The sequence below is a fragment of the Variovorax sp. RCC_210 genome (assembly GCF_041355175.1).
Classification (GTDB): Bacteria; Pseudomonadota; Gammaproteobacteria; order Burkholderiales; family Burkholderiaceae_C; genus Variovorax.
The window spans coordinates 1,410,861-1,432,733 of sequence record NZ_JBFUPJ010000001.1; the positions used below are offsets into that span (position 1 = coordinate 1,410,861).

At 67.7% G+C, this 21,873-nt stretch carries 19 protein-coding genes and 1 tRNA gene; 5 read left to right on the forward strand and 15 right to left on the reverse strand.

What is annotated here, in order from left to right:
* Positions 1 to 32: 32 nt before the first annotated feature.
* Together AB6807_RS06645 and AB6807_RS06650 are read left to right on the forward strand one after the other, a co-directional pair.
* The gene (locus tag AB6807_RS06645; protein WP_371083960.1) at positions 33 to 1,202 is read left to right on the forward strand and encodes an efflux RND transporter periplasmic adaptor subunit; all 1,170 of its coding nucleotides are present in this window, start codon (positions 33 to 35) and stop codon (positions 1,200 to 1,202) included.
* A gap of 10 nt (positions 1,203 to 1,212) precedes the next feature.
* Positions 1,213 to 4,320, forward strand: a complete 3,108-nt coding sequence (locus tag AB6807_RS06650; protein WP_371083961.1) for an efflux RND transporter permease subunit — start codon at positions 1,213 to 1,215, stop codon at positions 4,318 to 4,320.
* Between the two features lie 84 nt (positions 4,321 to 4,404).
* On the opposite strand, the gene AB6807_RS06655 is transcribed toward AB6807_RS06650, so the two are convergent.
* The 6 genes from AB6807_RS06655 to tolB form a co-directional block, all read right to left on the reverse strand.
* Entirely contained in the window at positions 4,405 to 6,546 is a 2,142-nt protein-coding gene (locus AB6807_RS06655) for a putative bifunctional diguanylate cyclase/phosphodiesterase (protein ID WP_371083962.1), read from the reverse strand.
* A gap of 117 nt (positions 6,547 to 6,663) precedes the next feature.
* Positions 6,664 to 6,739: transfer RNA gene (locus AB6807_RS06660), tRNA-Lys, on the reverse strand.
* Positions 6,740 to 6,790: 51 nt separating this feature from the next.
* Positions 6,791 to 7,633: a ThiF family adenylyltransferase gene (locus AB6807_RS06665; RefSeq protein WP_371083963.1), complete on the reverse strand. Its 843-nt coding sequence runs from the start codon at positions 7,631 to 7,633 to the stop codon at positions 6,791 to 6,793.
* 19 nt (positions 7,634 to 7,652) lie between these two features.
* Positions 7,653 to 8,402, reverse strand: coding sequence for a tol-pal system protein YbgF (gene ybgF / locus AB6807_RS06670; RefSeq protein WP_116907554.1), 750 nt, complete (start codon positions 8,400 to 8,402; stop codon positions 7,653 to 7,655).
* On the reverse strand, positions 8,402 to 8,917 hold the full coding sequence (pal, locus tag AB6807_RS06675; protein ID WP_116907553.1) for a peptidoglycan-associated lipoprotein Pal: 516 nt from the start codon (positions 8,915 to 8,917) through the stop codon (positions 8,402 to 8,404). The genes ybgF and pal overlap by 1 nt, the downstream gene beginning before the upstream one ends.
* 25 nt (positions 8,918 to 8,942) lie before the next feature.
* A complete protein-coding gene (gene tolB, locus AB6807_RS06680) occupies positions 8,943 to 10,169 on the reverse strand; it encodes a Tol-Pal system beta propeller repeat protein TolB (protein ID WP_286515878.1) in 1,227 nt (408 codons plus the stop codon).
* Positions 10,170 to 10,433: 264 nt separating this feature from the next.
* On the opposite strand from tolB, the gene msbA reads away from it, so the two are divergent.
* On the forward strand, positions 10,434 to 12,218 hold the full coding sequence (gene msbA, locus AB6807_RS06685) for a lipid A export permease/ATP-binding protein MsbA (protein ID WP_371083964.1): 1,785 nt from the start codon (positions 10,434 to 10,436) through the stop codon (positions 12,216 to 12,218).
* Between the two features lie 2 nt (positions 12,219 to 12,220).
* Here the strand turns inward: msbA and rng are convergent, their stop codons facing one another.
* From rng to AB6807_RS06730, 9 genes are read right to left on the reverse strand one after another with little or no spacing between them, the layout of a single operon-like run.
* The gene (rng, locus tag AB6807_RS06690; RefSeq protein WP_116907550.1) at positions 12,221 to 13,747 is read right to left on the reverse strand and encodes a ribonuclease G; all 1,527 of its coding nucleotides are present in this window, start codon (positions 13,745 to 13,747) and stop codon (positions 12,221 to 12,223) included.
* 7 nt (positions 13,748 to 13,754) lie between these two features.
* A complete protein-coding gene (locus AB6807_RS06695; RefSeq protein ID WP_371083965.1) occupies positions 13,755 to 14,357 on the reverse strand; it encodes a nucleoside triphosphate pyrophosphatase in 603 nt (200 codons plus the stop codon).
* Between the two features lie 3 nt (positions 14,358 to 14,360).
* On the reverse strand, positions 14,361 to 15,077 hold the full coding sequence (locus tag AB6807_RS06700; RefSeq protein WP_371083966.1) for a phytanoyl-CoA dioxygenase family protein: 717 nt from the start codon (positions 15,075 to 15,077) through the stop codon (positions 14,361 to 14,363).
* Entirely contained in the window at positions 15,074 to 15,541 is a 468-nt protein-coding gene (gene rlmH, locus AB6807_RS06705; protein ID WP_116907547.1) for a 23S rRNA (pseudouridine(1915)-N(3))-methyltransferase RlmH, read from the reverse strand. The genes AB6807_RS06700 and rlmH overlap by 4 nt, the downstream gene beginning before the upstream one ends.
* Positions 15,538 to 16,275 carry a ribosome silencing factor gene (gene rsfS / locus AB6807_RS06710; RefSeq protein WP_371083967.1) on the reverse strand — a complete coding sequence of 246 codons (738 nt, stop codon included), beginning with the start codon at positions 16,273 to 16,275 and terminating at the stop codon, positions 15,538 to 15,540. The genes rlmH and rsfS overlap by 4 nt, the downstream gene beginning before the upstream one ends.
* Positions 16,275 to 16,904, reverse strand: coding sequence for a nicotinate (nicotinamide) nucleotide adenylyltransferase (gene nadD / locus AB6807_RS06715; RefSeq protein ID WP_371083968.1), 630 nt, complete (start codon positions 16,902 to 16,904; stop codon positions 16,275 to 16,277). Before nadD ends, rsfS begins: the two co-directional genes overlap by 1 nt.
* Entirely contained in the window at positions 16,901 to 17,818 is a 918-nt protein-coding gene (hemF, locus tag AB6807_RS06720) for an oxygen-dependent coproporphyrinogen oxidase (RefSeq protein WP_371083969.1), read from the reverse strand. The genes nadD and hemF overlap by 4 nt, the downstream gene beginning before the upstream one ends.
* Positions 17,818 to 19,116: a phosphoribosylamine--glycine ligase gene (gene purD, locus AB6807_RS06725; RefSeq protein WP_116907543.1), complete on the reverse strand. Its 1,299-nt coding sequence runs from the start codon at positions 19,114 to 19,116 to the stop codon at positions 17,818 to 17,820. The genes hemF and purD overlap by 1 nt, the downstream gene beginning before the upstream one ends.
* A gap of 54 nt (positions 19,117 to 19,170) precedes the next feature.
* Positions 19,171 to 19,896: a YebC/PmpR family DNA-binding transcriptional regulator gene (locus AB6807_RS06730; protein WP_116907542.1), complete on the reverse strand. Its 726-nt coding sequence runs from the start codon at positions 19,894 to 19,896 to the stop codon at positions 19,171 to 19,173.
* A gap of 117 nt (positions 19,897 to 20,013) precedes the next feature.
* On the opposite strand from AB6807_RS06730, the gene AB6807_RS06735 reads away from it, so the two are divergent.
* Both AB6807_RS06735 and AB6807_RS06740 read left to right on the forward strand, forming a co-directional pair.
* Positions 20,014 to 20,802, forward strand: a complete 789-nt coding sequence (locus AB6807_RS06735; protein ID WP_116907541.1) for a class I SAM-dependent methyltransferase — start codon at positions 20,014 to 20,016, stop codon at positions 20,800 to 20,802.
* A gap of 65 nt (positions 20,803 to 20,867) precedes the next feature.
* Positions 20,868 to 21,848, forward strand: a complete 981-nt coding sequence (locus AB6807_RS06740) for a Rid family hydrolase (RefSeq protein WP_286515877.1) — start codon at positions 20,868 to 20,870, stop codon at positions 21,846 to 21,848.
* Positions 21,849 to 21,873: the final 25 nt, after the last annotated feature.

A 21,873-nucleotide genomic window follows, 5' to 3' on the forward strand; every position in this document is an offset into this window, starting at 1 on the left:
CTCCAAGAAAAAGACGACCTATGACCCGGAGAATGATCATCATGATCGGCTGCGTCCTGCTGCTGGTCGCCGTGCTCGCGCTCGGCAAGTTCCTGCAGATCCGCGCGCTGATCGCGGCCGTGCCCAAGCCCGGTCCGCAGACCGTGTCCACGGCCGAGGTGCAGAAGATGCAGTGGCAGTCGCAGTTCACCGCCGTGGGCACGCTGAACCCGGTGCGCGGCGCCGACCTGAGCACCGAAGTGGCCGGCCTGGTGCGCAACGTGCACTTCAAGTCGGGGCAGGACGTGAAGGCCGGCGCGCTGCTGGTCGAGCTGAACGCCGACTCCGACATCGCCCTGCTGCACTCGGCCGAAGCCGCCGCCGCGCAGGCCGCCACGGTGCTCAAGCGCGACCAGGCGCAGCTGGCGATCCAGGCCGTGAGCCAGGCGCAGATCGACGCCGACACCAACGACCTGAAGGCCAAGCGCGCGCAGGTCGAGCAGCAGGCCGCGGTGGTGGCCAAGAAGTCGATTCGCGCGCCCTTCGCGGGCCGCCTGGGCATCTCGGGGCTGAACCCGGGGCAGTACGTGAACGCCGGCGACAAGCTGGTCACGCTGCAGACGCTGGACCCGATCTACGTCGACTTTTCTCTGCCGCAGCAGCAGCTCGCGGGGCTGGCGGTGGGCCAGGTGGTGAACCTGTCGGTCGACACCTTCCCGGACCAGACCTTCAGCGGCAAGATCAACGCGATCAGCCCCAAAGTCGATTCGGCCACCCGCAACGTGCAGGTGGAAGCCACCGTGGCCAACCCCAAGCAGGTGCTGCTGCCGGGCATGTTCGCCAACGTGAAGATCGACATCGGCGGCACGCAGGAGCGGCTCACGCTGCCCTCCACCGCCGTGACCTACAACCCGTACGGCTCGACGGTGTACGTGGTGAAGCAGGCCGAGGCGCCCAAGCCTGGCGCGCCAGGTGCAGCGGGTGCAGCCGGAACGCCCGCGCCCGCCACAGACGCCCAGGGCAAGCCGCAGCTCGTGGCCCAGCAGATCTTCGTGGAGACCGGCCCGACGCGCGGCGACCAGATCTCCATCGTCAAGGGCCTGGAAGCCGGCCAGGTGGTGGTCAGCAGCGGCCAGAACAAGCTGAAGAACGGCACGCCCGTCACGGTGGACAACAGCGTCCAGCCGACCAACGACGCGAACCCGAAGCCGCAGGAAAAGTGAGGCCCGCCGCATGAACTTCACCGACATCTTCATCCGCCGGCCCGTGCTGGCGATGGTGGTGAGCCTGCTGATCGTGGTGCTGGGGTTGCGCGCGTTGTCCGGCCTGCCGGTCAACCAGTACCCCAAGACCGAGAACGGCGTGGTCACCATCAGCACCGCCTACTACGGGGCCGACGCGGCCACGGTCGCGGGCTTCATCACGCAGCCGCTGGAGGCGGCCGTGTCGCAGGCGCAGGGCATCGACTACCTGTCGTCGTCCAGCAGCCTGGGCGTGTCGACCATCACGGCCACGCTGCGGCTGAACTACGACTCCAACCGCGCGCTGACCGAAATCAACACGCAGGTGAACTCGGTGCGCAACCAGCTGCCGCCGCAGGCGCAGCAACCGGTGCTCACGGTGGCCACGGGCCAGACCACCGATGCGATGTACATCGGCTTCTACAGCGACACGCTGCCCAACAACAACGTGACCGACTTCCTGGTACGCGTGGTGCAGCCCAAGCTCAACGCCATTCCGGGCGTGCAGACGGCCGAAATTTTGGGTGCGCGCACCTTCGCGCTGCGGGCCTGGCTCGACGCGCAGAAGATGGCCGCCTACGGCGTGACCGCCACCGACGTGAGCGCCGCGCTGGCCGCCAACAACTACCTGGCGGCGGTGGGCACCAGCAAGGGCCAGATGGTGAGCGTGCCGCTCACGGCCGGCACCTCGCTGCACAGCGTGGACGAGTTCAAGCAGCTGTCGGTCAAGAGCAGCAACGGCGCCATCGTGCGCCTGCAGGACGTGGCCAACGTGACGCTGGGCTCGGAGAACTACGACTTCAACGTGGCCTTCAACGGCGTGCGCTCGGTGTTCATCGGCATCAAGGTCGCGCCGGAGGCCAACATCCTCGACGTGGCCAAGCAGGTGCGCACCGTGTTCCCCGACCTGCAGTCGCAGCTGCCCACGGGGCTGACCGGCAAGATCGTCTACGACTCCACCGACTTCATCAACACGTCCATCAGCGAGGTGATCAAGACGCTGGTCGAGGCGCTGGTGATCGTGACGGTGGTGATCTACCTGTTCCTGGGCAGCTTCCGCGCGGTGGTGGTGCCCGTCATTGCGATGCCGCTGTCGCTCATCGGCACCTTCTTCGTGATGCTGGTGCTGGGCTACTCCATCAATCTGCTCACGCTGCTGGCGCTGGTGCTGGCGATCGGGCTGGTGGTGGACGACGCCATCATCGTGGTGGAGAACGTCGACCGGCACATGCGCGAGGGCAAGTCGCCCATGCAGGCCTCGCTGCTGGCCGCGCGCGAACTGGGCGGGCCCATCCTGGCGATGACGGTGGTGCTGGTGGCGGTGTACGTGCCCATCGGCTTCCAGGGCGGGCTCACCGGCTCGCTGTTCACCGAGTTCGCGTTCACGCTCGCGGGCTCGGTGGTGGTGTCGGGCATCGTGGCGCTCACGCTGTCGCCCATGATGTGCTCGCGCTTCTTCAAGCCCGAGCAGGACAGCGGCAAGTTCGCGACCTTCATCGAGCACACCTTCGAGCGCGTGCACCGGCGCTACCAGCTGATATTGCGCGGCGTGCTGAAGACCTGGCCGGTGATGATCGTGATGGGCGTCATCCTGGTGGCGCTGCTGTTCGTGATGTTCAAGATGTCGAAGTCGGAGCTCGCGCCCGAGGAAGACCAGGGCATCGTGCTGTCGCAGGTGGTGGGCGCGCCCACGGCCACCATCAACCAGATGCAGACCTATGCGGACCAGATCTTCAAGGTGGCGCACGACACGCCCGAGTACGAGCAGCTGTTCCAGCTGACCGGCGTGCCCAGCACCAACGCGGGCATTGCCGGCGTGCTGCTCAAGCCCTGGGACCAGCGCACGCGCAGCGCGCACGACATCCAGACCGACCTGCAGAAGCGCTGGAACGGCATTGCCGGCGCCAAGGTGGTGGCCTTCCAGTTCCCGGCGCTGCCGGGCGCCTCGGGGCTGCCGGTGCAGTTCGTCATCAAGACCACGGAGCCCTTCGAGAACCTGAACACGCTGGCGCAGCAGATCATGGACAAGGCGCGCGCCGACGGAAAGTTCTACTACATCGACGCCGACCTGAAGATCGACCTGCCGCAGGCCACCGTGGTGGTCGACCGCGACAAGATCGCCACGCTGGGCATCACGCAGCAGGACGTGGGCAACGCGATGGGCGCCGCGCTGGGTGGCGGCTACGTCAACTACTTCTCGATCTCGGGGCGCTCTTACAAGGTGATTCCGCAGGTGCAGCAGGTCGACCGGCTCAACCCGTCGGACGTGCTGAACTTCTACATCAAGACCCCGAACGGCGTGGTGCCCGCGAGCACCGTGGCCAGCCTGAAGTACACGGTGCAACCCGAGACGGTGAACCACTTCCAGCAGCTGAACTCCGTGACCATCCAGGGCGTGCCCAGCGGCACGCAGGGCGAGACGCTGGAGTACCTGCGCGGCGTGGTGCAGCAGCTGGCGCCCAGCGGCTACACAGTGGACTACTCGGGCCAGTCGCGGCAGTTCGTGCAGGAGTCGGGCAACTTCGCCATCACGTTCCTGTTCGCGCTAATCATCGTGTTCCTGGCGCTGGCGGCGCAGTTCGAGAGCTTCCGCGACCCGGTGGTCATCCTGGTGTCGGTGCCGCTCGCGCTGTTCGGCGCCATGATCTTCATCTTCTGGGGCTTCGCCTCGATGAACATCTACACGCAGGTGGGGCTGGTGACGCTCATGGGCCTCATCAGCAAGCACGGCATCCTGATCGTGGAAGTGGCCAACCGGCTGCAGAAGCAGGGCCTGAGCAAGCTGGACGCCATCGTCGAGGCGGCGGGCACGCGGCTGCGGCCCATCCTGATGACGACCGCGGCCATGGTGTTCGGCGTGCTGCCGCTGGTCATCGCCTCGGGCGCGGGCGCGGCGGGCCGCAAGGCGATGGGCATCGTGATCTTCAGCGGGCTGTCGATCGGCACGCTGTTCACGCTGTTCGTCGTGCCGGCGATGTACCTGGCCATCGCGGCGCGGCACGAGAAGGAAGGAAGCGAAGAGAGTGAACATGGCGCGCATGGCAGCCAAGGCGCCGCGCCTGTTCCAGCGCTGCCGGGGAGCGTGGCGCCGGAAGCCTGAACCCGTACGCTCTTTCGCTCGCTCTTTCTTTCAGCCCCGCAACACCAAGCCCGCTGCCCGCAAGGGAGCGGGCTTTTTCAACGCTCAGTGGTCGCCGCTGGCCTCGCGCCGGGAGAACCACTCGAGCAGGTCGCCCGCCGGCAACGGGCGCGAGAACAAGAAGCCCTGCAGCTCGTCGCAGCCCATGGCCAGCAGGATGTCGCGCTGCGCCTCGTTCTCCACGCCTTCGGCCACCACGCTCAGCCCCAGCGCATGGGCCAGGCGGATGACGGCGTCGACCACGGCGCGGGCGTCTTCCTTGACCTGCAGGTCCTGCACGAAGCTGCGGTCGATCTTCACCTGGCGCGCCGGCAGCTTGCGCAGGTGGCTCAGGCTGGAGTAGCCGGTGCCGAAGTCGTCGATCGACAGGAACACGCCCACCCGCGCCAGCCCCTCGAAGGTGCGCTGCGTGGCCTTGATGTCTTCCATGGCCACCGACTCGGTGATCTCGCACAGCAGCAGCGCCGCGGGAATGTCGTGCCTGGCCAGCGCCTGCTCCACGCGCGCGACGAAGTCGATCTCGCGCAGCTGCATCACCGACAGGTTCACCGCCACGCACATCCAGGTGCCCTGCGAACGCCACTGCGCGATCTGCCGGCAGGCTTCGTCCAGTATCCAGTCGCCCAGCCGCACGATCAGCCCGAAGCGCTCGGCCAGCCCGATGAACTCGGTCGGGCCGATGAGCCCGTGCTGCGGATGGTTCCAGCGCACCAGCGCCTCCACGCCGCTCAGCTTGTCGCCCACGCCGTTGATCTTGGGCTGGTAGTACAGCTCGAACTGCTTGAGCTCGACCGCGCGGCGCAGGTCGCTTTGCAGCTGCAGCTGCTTGGCCACGTCGGCGCCCATGTGCGACTCGAACATCACGTAGTTGCCGCCGCCCCCTCGCTTCGCCTCGTACATGGCCGCGTCGGCGTTGGCCACCAGCTTGTCGGGCTCGCCCTGCTCCGGGTGCAGCACGATGCCGATAGAGCACGCGATCTGCAGCTGCTTGCCCAACACGCTGAAGGGTTCGCTGAGCGCGCGCAGCACGCGGTTGGCGGCTTGCGCGCATTCGGCGCGGTCGTGCACGCCTTCTAGCAGCAGCAGGAACTCGTCGCCGCCGATGCGCGCCACGGTGTCGCTCTCGCGCGTGGTGTTGGCCAGCCGCTCTGCGGCGGCGCGCAAGATCTGGTCGCCGGCTGCGTGGCCGAAGGAATCGTTGATCGGCTTGAAGCCGTCGAGGTCCACGAAGAGCACGGCAATACGCTCTTCCACCTGCAGCTGGTTGGCGCGCTCCATGCGCAGCAGCGCGTGGCGCAGCCGGTCTTCGAACAGCACCCGGTTGGGCAGGCCGGTGAGCGCATCGGTGAAGGCGCGCTTCTGCAGCTCGCGGTTGGCCTCGGTGAGCTCGACGTTGGCTTCCTCGAGCGAACGCGACAGGCGCCTGGCCACCTGCTGCAGCCGCGACTCCAGGATGGAGGTGAACAGCGTGCCCAGCAGCAGCAGGCCCGACGCCATCACCACGATGGCGGTGAGCCCCGAGCCGTACAGGTCGCCGGCGCTGCGGCACACCGAATCCAGCGGAAAGTTGGCCGCCGCCATGCCCGTGTAGTGCATGCCGCAGATCGCAATGCCCATCACCACCGCGGCCAGCAGCTGGAAGGCCACGCGGTGGGCGCTGTTCACGCCGCCAAGCTGCTTGAAGATGACCAGCGCCGCCGCCGAGGCGCCCAGGCCGATCAGCAGCGACAGCACCACGGTGGGCATGTGCCAGACGATGGGCGGCGACATGTCGAGCGCCGCCATGCCGATGTAGTGCATGCCGCAGATGCCGACCGCCATGGCCAGCGAGGCGATGGCGATGCGCCGCAGCCCGTAGTCGGCCTCGCTGGCCACCCACAGCGCGATGCCGGAGGCCGTGACGCCGGCCACCCACGAGGTCAGCGTCATCGCGCCCGAGAAGCCCAGCGCGATGGGCAGCGAAAAGCCAAGCATCCCGACGAAGTGCATCGCCCAGATGCCCGTGCCCATCGCGAACGACCCGATGCCCCACCACAGCAGGTGCGGCCTGCCGCTGGCGTGGCGCACGCGGCGCGACAGGTCGAGCGCCACATAGGAGGCGAGCGTGGCCAGCAGCAGCGACGCGGCAACCACCCACAGGTTGTGGTGCGAGGGAAGAAAGGCCGGGAATGTGGGAGAGGTGTTCACTGCGCTAATGACCCTGGAGCTCGTGCAACGGATCGCGTGCCAAGCAGGAATTCATCCCAAGAAAAAAGCCAGCTATCGGGTAGACAGCTGGCTTTCGATGTTCCACAAAAAGATTCGTGGTAGGACGTACTGGATTCGAACCAGTGACCAACGGATTAAAAGTCCGCTGCTCTACCAACTGAGCTAACGTCCCGGAACCATTTTTATTGCTTCTTGCCGACGTTGAATCCGGCAAAGCCTAAGATTATAGCGCGAGGTTTGAGGCTATTTTGTCGAGAACCCAACCTGCCGCACATTGACCGAAAGTTGCGGTCACGCTCACCACCGATCCGTAGCCGTGGCAGTTGAGCGAACCGTCGCCTTCGATGGCGCACGACGCATCGGGTGGCGCCACGCTTTCGCGGCTGAAGACGCAGGTCACGCCGATCTTCTTGCCCTCGCGCGGCGCACCGTGCTCCTTGCGCAGGCGCTGGCGAAGCTGCGCCAGCAGCGGGTCGTGCGTGACGAGCGCGAGGTCGTCGATGTCGACCTTGTGCGCCTGCCGCTTGCCGCCCGCCGCACCCACGGTGACGAACGCCGTTCGCGACGCCCGTGCCCAGGCCGCCATGGTCAGCTTCGCTTTCACCTGGTCGCAGGCATCGATGACCGCCGTAGCCGGCCCGTTGGCGGCCTGCGCCGCCTCGAGCAATGCCGTCCAGTTGCCGGGCTCGACGAATTCGTCGATGGCGTGCACCTTGCACTCGGGGTTGATCTGCGCGATGCGCTCCCGCATGGCCTCGACCTTGGCCTGCCCGACGGTGGCTTCCAGCGCGTGGATCTGGCGGTTGATGTTCGACTCCGACACATGGTCGAGATCGATCATCGTCAGCCGCCCCACCCCGCTGCGCGCCAGCGCCTCGACCGCCCACGACCCCACCCCGCCGATACCCACGACCAGCACGTGCGCGTGGCGGATGCGCGCGGCACCCGCCACGCCATACAGGCGCTCCAGCCCGCCGAAGCGGCGCGCAAGGTCGGGCGCCGCGGTGTCCGTGAAGACATCCGCGGCGGCAGGAGGAGTGAGTGCGGCAGCGATGACGGCGCTCAAGCGGAAAGCTCCGCCGGCATCAGCGCAGGCGCGAGAGACGCTCGCGGCCGGCCTGCGCGGCTTCGGACTGCGGGTAGGCCTTGGTCAGGTCTTCCAGCGTGCGGCGCGCGGCGCGCGTGTCCTTCAGCTCGATCTGGCAGTTCGCGATCGACAGCACGGCCTCGGGCGCCTTGGCGTGATCGGGCGCGAGCGAGAGCATCGAACGGAAGTTCGCGATGGCCTCGTTGTAGTTGCGCGTGGCGTACTGCGCATTGCCGAGCCAGAACAACGCAGAGGCGTTGTAGCCGCTTTGCGGGTAGCGCTTGACGAAGTCGGCGAAGGCGGTTTGCGCCTGGGCGAACTGGCCCGCGCGAAACACGCCGAGCGCGGCTTCGAAGTCGGCCTTTTCCTTCGGGTCGGCGTTGAACTCGCGGCCGTCCACGGACACCTTCGACGGCTCGCTCTGCTTGAGCTTGTCGTCGAGGCTGGTCTGGCGCGACTGCATGTCGCTCAGCGTGCGCGTGAGCTGCTCGTTCTGGCCGGTCATGCGTGCCAGGTCGCCGCGCATCTGCTCGATCTGGTTCTGCAGGTCGAGCAGGCTGCGACGCAGCTGGCCGTTTTCGTCGGTCAGCCGCTGGTCGGTCTGCTGGCGCATGGCCTCGACACGCTGGCGCAGGTCGAGGATGGCCTTGCGGGCCTCGTCATCCTCGAACAGGGCGGCTTGCGACCCCAGGGAGACGCAAAGCAAGGCCGCGGCCAGCGCCGCGCCTCGCAACACGGCGCGGGGCATCACCGGCGGTACGTGATTTCGGCGCGGCGGTTCTGCGCCCAGACTTCTTCACCCGAGCCCGTGGCGGCCGGCTTTTCCTTGCCGAAGCTCACGGCTTCGATCTGGTTGTCGCTCACGCCCAGCAGGGTCAGTGCACGGCGCACGGCTTCGGAGCGCTTCTGGCCGAGTGCCAGGTTGTACTCGCGGCCGCCGCGTTCGTCGGTGTGACCTTCGATGGAGATGCGGCGTTGCGGGTTGGCCTTCAGGAAACGTGCATGACCGTCGATGGCCGACTGGAATTCGGGCTTGACGGTGTAGCTGTCGTAGTCGAAGTAGATGACGCGCGCGACATTCACGGGACCTTGCGCGGTGCCCGCGTTCGGATCGATGGTGACGGGCGCCACGGTGCTTGCGCCACCTTGCGAACCACCGGCGCCGGAGCGGTCGGTCACCGGCGTGTCGTTGAGCTTCGTGCCCGACGAGCAACCAGCGATGAGGGCCACGATGGCCAGCGAATAAATAGTGCGTTTCAACATTTCGAACTCCTCAAATAAACCTTAGTCATTGCTTTTGAAACGGACCCCAGTCCGGTTCTCTTATGTCTCCCGCCTGTCCTGCCAGCCGGGCCTTTATTTTTCCATCCAGCGTGGTGGTCATCAGCGCTTCACGGCCTTGCAGCTGCGTGGCGTAGACGATCAACTTGCTGTTTGGTGCAAAACTTGGACTTTCGTCGGCGCTCGTGTCGGTGATGGCATTCACGGTGCCGGTGGCCAACTCCATCACGTGGAGTTTGAAGGCACCGCCCACACGCGAGATGTAGGCCAACCACCGGCCATCGCCGCTGACAGACGGAGAGATGTTGTAGGTGCCGCTGAAGGTCACGCGCGTCGGGTTGCCGCCGCTGGAACTCATCTTGTAGATCTGCGGCGCACCGCCGCGATCGCTCACGAAATAGATGGTGCCGCCGTCGGCCGAGTAGACCGGTTCGGTGTCGATGCTGGAGCTTTGCGTCAGGCGGCGCGGTTCGCCGCCGCTGGCCGGAATGGTGAACAGCTGCGAGCCGCCGTCGCGGCTGAGCGTGACCGCCAGCGAGTTGCCGTCGGGTGCCCAGGCCGGCGCGCTGTTCGAACCCTTGAAGTTCGCGAGCAGGCGGCGCTGGCCGCTGGCCACGTTGTGCACATACACGACCGGCTTGCGCGACTCGAACGACACGTACGCCAGCTGCTGACCGTTGGACGACCAGCAGGGCGAGATGATCGGCTCGGGGCTGGCCAGCGCGGCCTGCGCGTTCTCACCGTCGGCATCGGCCACCCACAGCGAGTAGCGGCTGCCACCCTTGGTGACGTACGCGATGCGCGTCGAGAAGATGCCCTTCTCGCCGGTGAGCTTCTCGTAGACGTAGTCGGCGATGCGGTGCGATGCCAAGCGCAGGTCGCCTTGCGGCACCGTGTAGCTCTGGCCGCCGAGGTCTTGCCCCTTCACCACGTCCCACAGGCGAAAGCGCACGTCGAAGCGACCGTCGGCCAGCTTGCTGACGCTGCCCACCACGAGCGAGTCGGCGGTGCGCTGGCGCCACAGCGACAGGTCGGGGCGCGAGGCCTCGTCCAGTGCCTGGCCCGAAGCATCGACACCGCGGAACTGGCCGCTGCGTTCCAGGTCGGCCTGGACGATGTCCGAGATCTTCTGGGGCGAGCTTTCCTGTCCCTTGAAAGGAACGAGCGCGATTGGCAACTGCGTGAGCCCGACGCCCGACACCTCGACCCGGAACTGGGCCAGTGCAGGAAGCATGGGAGTGGCAGCAAGGGCCGCAATGAGCGTGCGGCGTGCAAATAGCGATGAAGAAGGAGTTGGAATTGGAGTTGGCAACGGCTTGTTCATGCGGTTCGGAGAGGTTTCCGGCGAAAAAGTTTCTTACCGGCGTGACGGGCCACATGTTACACACTGCCCCGCAGGCGCCGTCACAAAACGTTTATCCGGCGATACGGTCCTACACAAGCCCCTGAATGCACCTAGGGACGGCCGCTGAAAATGCCCCCCGTAGAATCCGCCGCCATGCAAGCATCCCCCGGCAGCGAGAACGCCCGCCCTCCCCTGATGCGCCGTCTGGCGCGACTCATGACATGGTTCGGCGGCTCCCGCCAGTGGTGGGCCGCGGGCCTGATCGGCGCCCTGCTGGCCGCCATCACCGAACCCCTGATGGCCGCCTTGCTCAAGCCGCTGCTCGACCGCGGCTTCAACCGCGGCCAGCTCGCCCTGTGGATCGTGCCGGCCGCCGTGCTGCTGCTGTTCGCGGTGCGCGGCCAGGCGCAGTTCATCTCTCAATATGCACTGTCGCGCATCGCCAATGAAGGCATGCAGCGGCTGCGTCGCGTGCTGTTCGAGCGGCTGATGGGCGCCGAGCTGGCGCTGTTCACGCGGCAGTCGGCCAGCGCGCTCTCCAACACCGTGGTCTACGAGGTGCAGACCGGCGCCATGCTGCTGGTGCAGGCGCTGCTCGGGCTCACGCGCGACGGCTTCACGCTGATCGCGCTGCTCGCCTACCTCGTCTACCTGAACTGGAAGCTCACGCTCATCGTCGCATTCCTGGTGCCCAGCATCTCGTGGATCATGAAGGTGTTCTCCAAGCGCCTGTACCGCCTCACGCAGCAGGGCCAGCAGGCCACCGACGAGCTGGCCTACGTGGTCGAGGAGAACGTGCTCGCGCACCGCGTGGTTCGCCTGCACGGTGCCGAAGCCGCGCAGGGCCAGCGCTTCGAGCAGCTGAGCCAGCGCCTCAACCGGCTGGCCGTGAAGTCGACCATCGCGCAGGCCGCCACCACGCCGCTCACGCAGATGATGGCGTCGCTGGCGCTGTCGGTGGTGGTGATGATCGCGCTGTGGCAAAGCGGCGAACAGGGCCTGACCGTGGGTGGCTTCGTCGCGTACATCACGGCCATGCTGATGCTGATCGCGCCGATCCGCCGGCTGGCCGACATGGCCGCCCCCATTACGCGCGGCCTGGCCGCGCTGGAACGCGGGCTGGTGCTGATCGACGAAGTGGCGCCCGAGTCGCAGGGCAGCTTCGCGCTCGCGCATGCCGAAGGCCGCATCGAGCTGCGCAACGTGCAGGTCAACTACCGCGGCGCCGACGAGCAGCGCGCGCTCGACGGCGTCAACCTCACCATCGAGCCCGGCCAGGTCGTGGCCTTCGTCGGCCCCTCGGGCTCGGGCAAGACCACGCTGGTCAACCTGCTGCCGCGTTTCGTGCAGCCCAGCGGCGGCCAGGTGCTGCTCGACGGCCACGACACCAGCGAGTGGGAGCTCAAGAGCCTGCGCGCGCAGTTCGCCATGGTGAGCCAGGACGTGGTGATGCTCAACGAGACGCTGGCCGCCAACGTGGCGCTGGGTTCGGAAATCGACCGCGAGCGCGTGCTGCAATGCATTGCCGCCGCCAACCTGAGTTCGCACGTCGCGAGCCTGCCCCAGGGCATCGACACCGTGCTGGGCCACAACGCCACGCAGCTGTCGGGCGGCCAGCGCCAGCGCCTGGCCATTGCGCGCGCGCTGTACAAGAACGCACCGGTGCTGCTGCTCGACGAGGCCACCTCGGCGCTGGACACCGAGTCCGAGCGGCTGGTGCAGGACGCCCTGCAGCGCCTGATGCAGAACCGCACCACGCTGATCGTCGCCCACCGCCTGTCGACCATCCAGCACGCCGACCGCATCATCGTCATGGAGCAAGGCCGCATCGCGGAGCAAGGCAGCCACGAGCAGCTGATGGCGCTGGACGGGCTCTATGCGCGACTGCAGACGCTGGCGGTGCGCAGCGCCACGCCGGGGCAGGACCCGACGCTCTAGGGCTACAGCAGCACGATGTCGTACTGTCCCTGCCCGATCGCGGGCTCGGACTGCAGCGAAATCGGCTTCCCGATGAAATCGCTCAACCCCGCCAGGTGCTGGCTCTCCTCGTCGAGGAACAGCTCGATCACCTGCGGCGACGACACGATGCGGAACTCGCGCGGCGTGAACTGCCGGGCCTCGCGCAAGATCTCGCGCATGACGTCGTAGGCCACGCTGCGCGCGGTCTTCACGATGCCCTGCCCGCTGCAGGCCACGCAGGGCTCGCACAGCATGTGGGCCAGCGATTCGCGGGTGCGCTTGCGCGTCATCTCGACCAGCCCGAGCTGCGAGAAACCGCCCGCCGTGGTCTTCACGCGGTCACGCGCGAGCTGCTTGCGGAACTCGCCCAGCACCTGCTCGCGGTGGTCGTCGCGCGCCATGTCGATGAAGTCGACGATGATGATTCCGCCCAGGTTGCGCAGGCGCAGCTGCCGCGCAATGGCCTGCGCCGCCTCGAGATTGGTCTTGAAGATGGTGTCGTCGAAATTGCGCGCGCCGACGAAGCCGCCGGTGTTCACGTCGACCGTGGTCAGTGCCTCGGTCTGGTCGACCACGAGGTAGCCGCCCGACTTGAGCTCCACGCGCCGGCCCAGCGCCTTGGCGATTTCCTCGTCGACCGAATACAGGTCGAAGATCGGCCGCTCGCCCTTGTAGTGCTGCAGCTTGCCCGCGGCCTTCGGCATGAATTCGAGCCCGAACTTCAGCAGCACCTCGAACTGCTCGCGGGAGTCGATGCGGATGGTCTGCGTGTCTTCGCTGGTCATGTCGCGCAGCACGCGCTGCAGCAGGCTCAGGTCCTGGTGCAGCAGCGACATCGCGGGCATGCGCATGGAGGCGTCGCGAATGCGCGACCAGGTCTTGCGCAGGTAGCCGATGTCTTCGGCCAGCTCGGGGTCGCTGGAATCTTCGCCGTTGGTGCGCAGGATGAAGCCGCCGGTGTTGGCCGGCACCACGCCGCCGCTGTCGGCCGCCGCGGCGGCCTCGATCAGCGCCAGCATGCGGGTGCGCAACGACTCGCGCTGGTCCGACGGAATCTTCTGCGACACGCCGATGTGGTTGTCCTGCGGCAGGAACACCAGCAGCCGGCCGGCGATGCTGATCTGCGTGGACAGCCGCGCGCCCTTGGTGCCGATGGGGTCCTTGATGACCTGCACCAGCAGCGACTGGCCTTCGAACACCTGCTTCTCGATCGGCACCATGGGGCCGCCGTTGCGGTGGTCGCGCTCGGGCGCGGGCGCGCTGGGGCGCGAGCCCGGCGTGAACGGCGCGACGATGTCGGCCACGTGCAGGAAGGCGGTGCGCTCCAGGCCGATGTCGATGAAGGCCGACTGCATGCCCGGCAGCACGCGCGACACCTTGCCCAGGTAGATGTTGCCGACCAGCCCGCGCTCGAGCGTGCGCTCGACGTGCAGCTCTTGCACCGCGCCGTGCTCGACCAGCGCCACACGGGTCTCCTGCGGGGACCAGTTGATCAGGATGTCTTGCATGGAATTCTTAGGTAGTAAAACCGGCGCCTCGAAGCAGCTCTGCGGTCTCGAACATGGGAAGGCCCATGATGCCCGAATAGGACCCGCTGATGTGCTCGATGAAGGCCGCCGCGGCGCCCTGGATCGCATAGGCCCCGGCCTTGCCCAGCGGCTCGCCGCTGTGCGCGTAGCGCGCGACCTGCGCGTCTGTGATCCTGGCGAAGCGCACGCGCGAGACGCTGAGCGCCGCGAAGCGCTGCGCGCCGTGCTGCAGCGCCACCGCGGTCAGCACGCGGTGCGTGGCGCCTGAAAGCAGCCGCAGCATGCGCGCCGCGTCCTGCTCGTCCTCGGGCTTGCCGAGGATGGTGCGGCCCAGCGCCACCGTGGTGTCGGCGCAGAGCACCGGCGCCTCGGCCAGGCCCCGGCGGTGCAGGCGCGCCACGGCGGCATCGAGCTTGAGCGCGGTCACGCGCTGCACGTAGGTGGCGGGCGCCTCGTTGGGCAGCACGGCTTCGAGCGATTCCGCGTCTTCGCCGGCATCGGCCAGCAGCAGCGCATGGCGGACGCCGAGTTGGCCGAGCAGCTGGGCGCGGCGCGGGCTTTGCGAGGCGAGGTAGATGAAGTCCGGCAAGGTTCAGTTCTCCTGGTGCGGCGGCGGGCTGCCGGCCACTGTGCGGTTCCAGACCAGGCCGTGCGGCAGGCGTTCGGGTCCGAATAGAAAGTGAAGCACGCGCCGCCGCGCAGGCGACCGGGCGCGCGACGATGCGTGCAGCAGCAAGGGGCGCATCAGCAAGGCGTCGCCGCGTGCGGCGGTGCAGATGGTTTCGCCATGCGCGCTGCGCAGGGCCTGCGCCGCGTCAGCGTCCAGGCGCCCCGCGCGATGGCTGCCTGGCACGACGCGCAAGGGGCCGGCATCGGCCCCGCAATCGTCGAGGTGCACGCGCACGGCCAACAGCGATTGCAGCACGTCGACCGGCGGCTGCACATAGGGCTCGCCTTCCTTCAAGACGCTCGCCATGCCGTCGGCAGAAGCGGGAATCGAGGTGTCCTGGTGCAGCGCGACGAGCCAGTTCTTGTCGGCCGTCTTGTCGAACAAGGTGCATTGCACCGCGACCGAAGCCGTGTCGAGCAGGCCCAGGGCGGTCAACCGGGTGTTCAGCCGGGCCGCCATCGCCAGGCATTGCGGATGGGCGAGCAGGTTGCGGCTGCCTGCGGACTGGCCGAGCCAGCGGTCGAGCGACTGCGACGTCTCTTCGAGCAGATCGGGCGGCAACAACGCCGGAAGCAACGTCGACAAAAGCGCGTGCCCCTTTTCCTCGAGCCACGCAGCCTGCCCGTCGGCGCCCGTCATTCGCGGTGGTAAGGATGACCCGCGTTGACCGACCATGCCCGGTACAGCTGCTCCACCAGCAGCACCCGCGCCATCGCGTGCGGCAGCGTCAGGTCGGACAGCCGGATGCGTTCGTGCGCCGCGGCCTTGAAGGCCGGGTCGAGGCCGTCGGGACCGCCGATGACCAGGGCGACGTCGTCACCCTCGCCTTGCCAGGTCTGCAGCCGCGAAGCGAGCGCCTTGGTGGTCAGCGCCGTGCCGCGCTCGTCGAGCGCCACGATGCGCATGCCGCGCGCAATGGCGCCCTCGATGCGTTCGCGCTCGGCGGCGTACAGCGTTTCCAGGGTCTTGGAGCCGCGCGGCTCCGTCTTGACGGCGCGCAGCTCGAGCTTGAGCTCGGGCGGGAAGCGCTTGGCGTAGTCGTCCCAGGCGGTCTGCGCCCAATCGGGCATGCGCTGCCCGACGGCGACCACCAGGAGCTTCATGCGCGGCGGGCGGGTGCCTTCTTGGCAGGCGCCTTCTTGGCTGCCGCGGGCCGGGCTGCCGCCGGCTTGGAGGCCGCGGACTTGGCAGCAACCTTCTTGGCGGCGGGCTTGCCCACCACCTTGACCGGCACGCGCGCGGTGGTGCCCGTCTTGCGGGCGGGCGCCTTCCGGGCTGCGGTCTTGGCGGCCGTCTTGGAAGCCGGCTTGCGGGCCGGTGCCTTGGCGGCCTTGGCTTCTTGCTCTGCGGCGCGGATGGCGGTCTTGGCGGCGCTCGAGCGGCGCAGCGTCGGTTCCTTGGCGGCGGGTTTCTTCTTGCCCGTGGGCTCGTCGGCCACCGACGAACTGGTCGACGCGGCCGGCTTGGCGGCGCCGAGCTTGGCGCGCACCGGCTTGTCGCCCCAGATCTCTTCCAGGTGGTAGTACTGGCGGATGGCGGGCTGCATGATGTGCGCCACGGCGGCGCCGCAGTCCACGATGATCCACTCGCCGTTTTCCTCGCCCTCGATGCGCGGCTTGCCGAAACCGGCTTCGCGCACTGCGTCGCGCACGCTGGCGGCCAGCGCCTTGGTCTGGCGGTTGGAGGTGCCCGACGCCACGATCACGCGCTCGAACAGCGGCGACAGATGTTCTGTGTCGAATACCTGGATGTCCTGCGCCTTGACGTCTTCGAGACCATCGATGATGGCTCGCTGGAGTTTCTGGGTGTCTTTCTTGGCGGCGGCTTCAGTGGTCATCAGGCAGAGCGGTAGAGGTGGTGTTGGTCAATATAGCGTGCAACGGAGGGCGGAACCAGCGAGGAAATGTCCACGCCCAGTGCCGCGCGCCGCCGAACTTCGGTGGCGCTGGTGTCCATGAGTGGCAATTCGAGCGCCTCGAAACGCGCGCCAGCCGGGAGGCCGGGCAGCATTTTCGGATCAAAACGAGCAGTGTCGCCCGTCGATAGTGCGCGATACGCTACAGAAACGATAGCAGTGCGGAGTATATCCTGCCAGCCGTGCCAGCTCGGCAGGGCCGTTGCCTGGTCGGCGCCCATGATCAACACCAGCTGTGTGCCGGGCTGTTCGCGCTGCAGTTCGTGCAGGGTGTCGAGTGTGTAGGTGGGGCCGTCGCGCAACACTTCGCGGCTGTCGACCACGACGGTGCCCTGGAGCCCGGCGAACGCCAGCCGTGTCATCGCGAGGCGGTCTTCCTTCGGTATGAGCGTGCGGCTCTTGTGCCAGGCCTGCCCCGTGGGAATGACGTGCAGCTCGGCCAGGTCGAGCTGCGCCAACGCGGCCTCGGCCAACGCCACATGGGCGTTATGCGGTGGGTCGAACGCACCACCGAAAACACCGATGCGCGCAGCCTTGCCGGAAGGGTTCACAGCCAGTCGCGCCGCACGATGAAGTCGCTGTACAGCGCGGCTTCGGGGCTGCCCGCCTCGGGCTGTTGCTGGTAGGCCCAGCTCGCCAGCGGCGGCATCGACAGCAGGATCGATTCGGTGCGCCCGCCGGACTGCAGCCCGAAGTGCGTGCCGCGGTCCCACACCAGGTTGAACTCGACGTAGCGGCCGCGGCGGTAGAGCTGGAAGTTGCGCTCCCGCTCGGTGTAGGCCATGTCTCGCCGACGTTCGACGAGCGGCAGGTACGCCGGCAGAAAGCCGTCGCCCACCGAGCGCATCAGCGCGAAGCCGTTGTCGAAGCCGCCTTCGGAAAAGTCGTCGAAGAAGATGCCGCCCACGCCGCGTTGCTCGTTGCGGTGCTTCAAGAAGAAATACTCGTCGCACCATGTCTTGAAGCGCGGGTATTTGTCGTCGCCGAACGGCGCGAGCGCATCGCGGCAAGCCGTGTGGAAGTGCACCGCGTCTTCCTCGAAGCCGTAGCACGGCGTGAGGTCCATGCCGCCGCCGAACCAGCAGACCGGCTCGCCACCTTCGGGCAATGCGGCGAGCATGCGCACGTTCATGTGAACGATGGGCACGTAGGGGTTGCGCGGGTGGAACACCAGCGACACGCCCATCGCCTCGAAGGGCGCGCCCGACAGCTCGGGCCGGTTCTGCGTGGCCGAGGGCGGCAGCCTCGGGCCGCGCACCTGCGAGAAGCCGCACCCCGCGCGCTCGAAGAGTTCGCCGCCTTCGAGGATGCAGGTGAGCCCCTGGCCTTGCAGCGGCTCGCCCGGCGCCTTCTGCCAGGCATCGCGAACGCAGGTGCCGCCATCGGCCTGCTCGACCGCCGCGACGATCGACTGCTGCAGTCCGCGCAGGTAGTCGCCGACAGCGGCCGGGTCGGTGTGCTGCATCAGGCGCTGGGGGTGTTGCGCGCGTGAAGCGCGCGGAATCCGATGTCCTTGCGGTACTGCGCGCCGTCGAAATTGACGCGCGCCGCCACCTCGTACACGCGCTGCTGCGCGAGCTTCACGCTGTCGGCCAGCACGGTCACGCAGAGCACGCGCCCGCCGCTGGTCTTGAGCTCGCCGTTTTCCAGCGTGGTGCCGGCATGGAACACCACCGCGTCAGGCGTCTCGGCCGGAATGCCGGTGATGCGGTCGCCCTTGCGCGGCGAGAGCGGGTAGCCGTGCGCGGCCATGACCACGCCCAGCGCCACGCGGCGGTCCCACTGCAGCTCGACCTGGTCGAGCGTGCCGTCGGTGGCGTGCCAGAACACCTCGAACAGGTCGGACTTCAGGCGCATCATGATCGGCTGCGTCTCGGGGTCGCCCATGCGGCAGTTGAATTCCAGCGTCTTCGGGTGGCCAGCCGCGTCGATCATCAGGCCGGCGTACAGGAAGCCGGTATACGGAATGCCGTCTTTCTCCATGCCGCGGATGGTCGGAAGGATGATTTCGCGCATCGCGCGCGCATGCACCTCGGCGGTGACCACCGGCGCCGGCGAATACGCGCCCATGCCGCCGGTGTTGGGGCCTTCGTCGTTGTCGAGCAGGCGCTTGTGGTCCTGGCTGGTGGCCAGCGCGGTCACGTTCTTGCCGTCGCACAGCACGATGAAGCTGGCTTCCTCGCCCTGCAGGAATTCTTCGATGACGACGCGCGCGCCGCCTTCGTTGTGCGACACGCCGAACTTGTTGTCGACCAGCATGAAGTCGACCGCCTCGTGCGCTTCCTGCGCGGTCATGGCAACCACCACGCCCTTGCCGGCAGCCAGGCCGTCGGCCTTGACGACGATGGGCGCGCCCTTGGCGTCGATGTATGCGTGCGCCGCGGCGGCGTCGGTGAAGGCCTCGTACTCGGCCGTCGGGATCTTGTGGCGCTTCATGAACGCCTTGGAAAACGCCTTGGAGCTCTCGAGCTGCGCGGCCGCCTGCGTCGGGCCGAAGATGCGCAGGCCGTGCGCACGAAACTCGTCCACCACGCCCGCCGCCAGCGGCGCCTCGGGGCCGACCACGGTCAGCGCGATCTTTTCCTTGATGGCCCACTCACGCAGCGCGGCGGGCTCGGTGATGTCGATGCAGTCGTAGCGCGTGTCGGTGGCGGTGCCGCCGTTGCCGGGCGCCACGTACACGCGGCTCACCCGCGTAGCCTGCGACAGACGCCACGCCAGAGCGTGTTCACGGCCCCCTCCTCCAATTACCAGTACCTTCATTCGCGGGCCTTCATTTCTCTCTGAGATTCAAAACAATCACGGGTGCCGACTCGATCACTCGGACAGCGACGCGTTGTGGAACACGTCCTGCACATCGTCCAGGTCCTCGAGCACGTCGAGCAGCTTCTGCATTCTTGCGGCGTCTTCGCCGGTCACGTCGACGGTGTTTTCTGCGCGCATGGTCACTTCGGCGGCGTCGGGCTTCAGGCCGGCGGCCTCCAGCGCGTTCTTCACGGCCTCGAAGTCGGCCACGGCGGTGATCACCTCGATGGCGCCGTCGTCGTCGGTGACCACGTCTTCAGCGCCTGCTTCCAGCGCCACTTCCATCACCTTGTCTTCGCTGGTGCCCGGCGCGAAGATGATCTGGCCGCAGTGCTTGAACTGGAAGGCCACCGAGCCTTCGGTGCCCATGTTGCCGCCGTGCTTGGAGAAGGCGTGGCGCACTTCGGCCACGGTGCGCACGCGGTTGTCGGTCATGGTGTCGACGATGATCGCCGCGCCGCCGATGCCATACCCTTCGTAACGAATTTCTTCGTAGTTGACGCCTTCGAGGTTGCCCGTGGCCTTGTCGATGTTGCGCTTGATGGTGTCGATCGGCAGGTTCACCGCCTTGGCCTTTTCGACCGCCAGCCGCAGCCGGGGGTTGGAACCCAGGTCAGCGCCGCCGGCGCGGGCGGCCACCGTGATTTCGCGGATGGCGCGGGTCCAGAGCTTGCCGCGCTTCTCGTCCTGGCGGCCCTTCCGGTGCTGAATATTTGCCCACTTGCTGTGTCCGGCCATGGCTTTCTATCTCGCTGTCTTGTGTTTTCAAAGCAAGCGCCGAGTTTACTGTCCGGCGCGCACAACGCCCGGGCGGACCCGGGATTTCGGCTCGGGCCTTTTGGTGATAATCGTTCGATGACGCCATCGCCTTCCGTAGCGCCAGGGAATTCCGAGACCCTGCCGCCCCACGCTCCACTGCCGCTGTATTACAAGACCGAGGCGGAGCACCAGGCGTTCCTGCTGCGCATCTTCGACAGCACCGCCGCCGACTACGACCGCATCGAGAGCGTGCTGGCCTTCGGCACCGGTCCCTCGTACCGCCGCGCGGCGCTGCGCCAGGCCGGCCTGACGCCAGGCGCCCAGGTGCTGGACGTGGGCATCGGCACCGGGCTCGTCGCACGCGAGGCGCTCAAGCTCATCGGCTCCACCGGCCAGCTCGTGGGCGTCGACCCCAGCGCCGGCATGATGAGCCAGGTCAAGCTGCCCGGCGTCGAGCTGCTGCGCGGCGTGGCCGAAAACCTGCCCCGCCCCGACGCCAGCTGCGACTTCGTGAGCATGGGCTACGCCATGCGCCACATCAGCGACGTGGCGGCCGCCTTCAGCGAATTCCACCGCGTGCTGCGTCCCGGCGGGCGCGTGGCGGTGCTGGAAATCACCAAGCCCGAAGGCCGCGTCGCAACGGCGCTGCTCAAGGGCTACATGCGTGCCGTGGTGCCGCTGATTGCCCGCGTGGTCGGGCGCCAGCGCAACACCTCGGAACTGTGGCGCTATTACTGGGACACCATCGAGGCCTGCATTCCGCCCGAGCGGGTGATGCAGGCGCTGGCCGCCGCGGGCTTTCGCGACGTGCAGCGCCATGCCAGCCTCGGCGTGTTTTCCGCCTATACCGCCATCAAACCAGAACCCATCCCAGAGGCCAGGTGACAGTGCGAGCTCAGGACCCCAACTCCTCCCAACTCTCTTCCCATCTGCGCGTCGAGCGCCTTTCGTTGCCGGACAGCCTCGCGCTGGCCACCCACGGCAAGGCGCCCTTCGCGGCCCTGGGCTACGGCACGCCCCACGGCGTGGCCTGGATGCCGACCGTGAACGCCCGCGTGCTGTCCACGCAAGGCGCCATGGCCGACGTGTGGCACGTGAGCGGCCCGCACATCGAGTCGGGCACCACCGGCATCGCGCGCTGGCGCACCGACGGCCACTGGCTGCTGGGCGCCATCGACCTGAACGAAGCGGCCGAGCAGCAGGGCCTGGCCGAGCTGGCGCACCGCGCCTACCGCGACCTGTTCAAGACGCTGGACCAGGCCGGCGCGCCGCACCTGCAGCGCATCTGGAACTACCTGCCGCAGATCAACGCCGACGGCGGCGGGCTCGAGCGCTACCGCCAGTTCAACCTGGGCCGGCAAGAAGCCTTCCTGGAAGCCGGCCGCGCCGCCTTCGAAGGCGCCCCGGCGGCCTGCGCCCTGGGCATTCACCAGGGCTCGCTGTCGATACGCTTCCTGGCCGGCCAGCAGGCGCCGCTGCCGCTGGAAAACCCGCGCCAGGTCTCGGCCTACCGCTACCCCGAAACCTACGGCCCGCGTTCGCCGACCTTCTCGCGCGCCGCGCTGGCGGACATCGGCGACGGCAACATCGCCCTGTTCATCTCGGGCACGGCGAGCATCGTCGGCCACGAAACCGTGCACCACGGCGACGTGCTGGAGCAAACCCGCGAAACGCTGCGCAACCTGCAGGCGGTGGTCGATGCCGCCAACGCGCGCGGCACGGCGAAGTTCGCCCTGGCCGAGCTCGACTGCGTGGTCTACGTGCGGCACCCGTCGGACACCGAGGCCGTGCGCAGCGTTCTCGAAGACACGCTGGGCGCCGACGCACCCATGGCGCGCCATGCGGTCTACCTCGAGGCGGACATCTGCCGCGCCGACCTGCTGGTCGAGATCGAGGCCCACACGGTGGCGGCCGGTCAGCTGCGGGCCTGAGCGGTCGTTGTCCGACCGTGTGCAG